Below are 1,374 nucleotides of genomic sequence, written 5' to 3' on the forward strand. Positions count from 1 at the left end.
CCAGAGTCCTACCGGACCGACACCGCGCCCGGGGGCCATAACCAGGAATTGATCACAACTGAAGACAGTCCCTAGCTGCGTGGTGGTGTCCTGCGCGGTGGTGTCCGGAGATGCTGGTCAGTTGGGGTTGGTGACGCCGCCGTTGTCGAGTTCCTTGGTGTCGGCGGTGTAGGTGCGGTGGTACAGGTGGTTGTCGCGGCCGCGGCAGAACAGTTCGATGTTGCCGGGCTTGCGGGAGACCGCGGCGAGGTTGTCGTCGGTGAAGCCCGTGTCGAGAGCCTCCCACGCGCTCCAGACAGCGCCGTTCCACCAGCGGTGCTTCACCTGGTGATCGTGGTCTTTGGCGAAGACGTCCAGGCGGTCCGTGCCCCAGGTGCAGAGGGCGGGCCCGGATAGGAAACCGGTGCCGATGTCACGCCATTTGCTCCAGGCGGTGCCGTTGAAGACGCAGTGCCACAGCGTGTTCGTGACCGCTCCCCGGGCGACCACGTCGATCCGGCCCCCTCCCCAGGAGGCCGCCGCGACAGTGCCCTGGAAGTTGCCGGTGAGGCTCTTGAACGGCTGCCAGGAGGAGCCAGACGGGCAGGTGGCGTGCTCGAGCCCATTACTGGCGTCCAGGCAGAACATGTCGATGCGCTGCTCCTTGTCGGAGGTGGCATCCGGCCCACTGTGCGGGGCGGATGCCGCAGCCAGTCCGCTCCACAGCACGTGGCCCTCGTTGGTCTTGCTCCATTCCTTGTTCCAGCCGGATCCGTCGACGTAGGTCTTGCGGTAGACGTGCTGGCCAGGCCCCAAGCCGTAGACGGTGTAGAACTTCGGTTTGCTGGAGATGATGGCCGGGTCGTAGGCGAAGTAGCGGCCCAGGTCCTGCCCGTTATCCCAGCCTGAGCCCTCAGTCCACGACCGGCACACGATGCGGTTGGCGTGGTTTCGGGCCACCACCGTCATCCGTTCCGCTACTCGCGACGCGACGCTGGGCGCGGAGTCGATCGCATCGTCGCCGACCTTTTCCCATTTACTCCATGTCCCCATGCTTCAGTGCCCTCCCCTTTGTGCCGCTCACTGAGTCATGCGCGATCGGCGTCCCGGTCGCGGACGCCGCCGAGCAGAATGCTGCCCCCACACCAACGGAGATCACAACAATCGTTTCGGACGAGCGCCTAGTTCTCATTTCGCCAGTCCACGATGCTCCTGATGTCGGAGTGAGTTCAGAGACGATGGCATTCAGAGGTGCCTAAATTGAAACCTGAATCGTAATTCGTTGCATGCTGGCTAACAACGGCTAACAGAATGAGCTGAGTTGCCGGTGGGTGATGAGGTAGCAGGCGAGTTTGCGGAGCGCCTCGTGGATGTCGGCCCGCCTTTCCCAGCGCA

The 1,374-nt window shown here is 63.7% G+C and carries 1 protein-coding gene and 1 pseudogene; both read right to left on the reverse strand.

From position 1 onward, the window contains the following. Positions 1 to 117: 117 nt before the first annotated feature. Positions 118 to 1,032, reverse strand: a complete 915-nt coding sequence (locus AOQ53_RS36230) for a hypothetical protein (RefSeq protein WP_148640431.1) — start codon at positions 1,030 to 1,032, stop codon at positions 118 to 120. 250 nt (positions 1,033 to 1,282) lie between these two features. After that, positions 1,283 to 1,374: pseudogene (locus AOQ53_RS45385) on the reverse strand (IS5/IS1182 family transposase); the annotation flags it as partial.

It is taken from the genome of Streptomyces azureus, from assembly GCF_001270025.1.
GTDB classification, from domain to species: domain Bacteria; phylum Actinomycetota; class Actinomycetes; order Streptomycetales; family Streptomycetaceae; genus Streptomyces; species Streptomyces azureus.

What these genes read in the sequence shown, in the direction of transcription:
- AOQ53_RS36230 (WP_148640431.1), bottom strand. Translation starts at nt 1,032, where the DNA reads ATGGGGACATGGAGTAAATGGGAAAAGGTCGGCGACGATGCGATCGAC.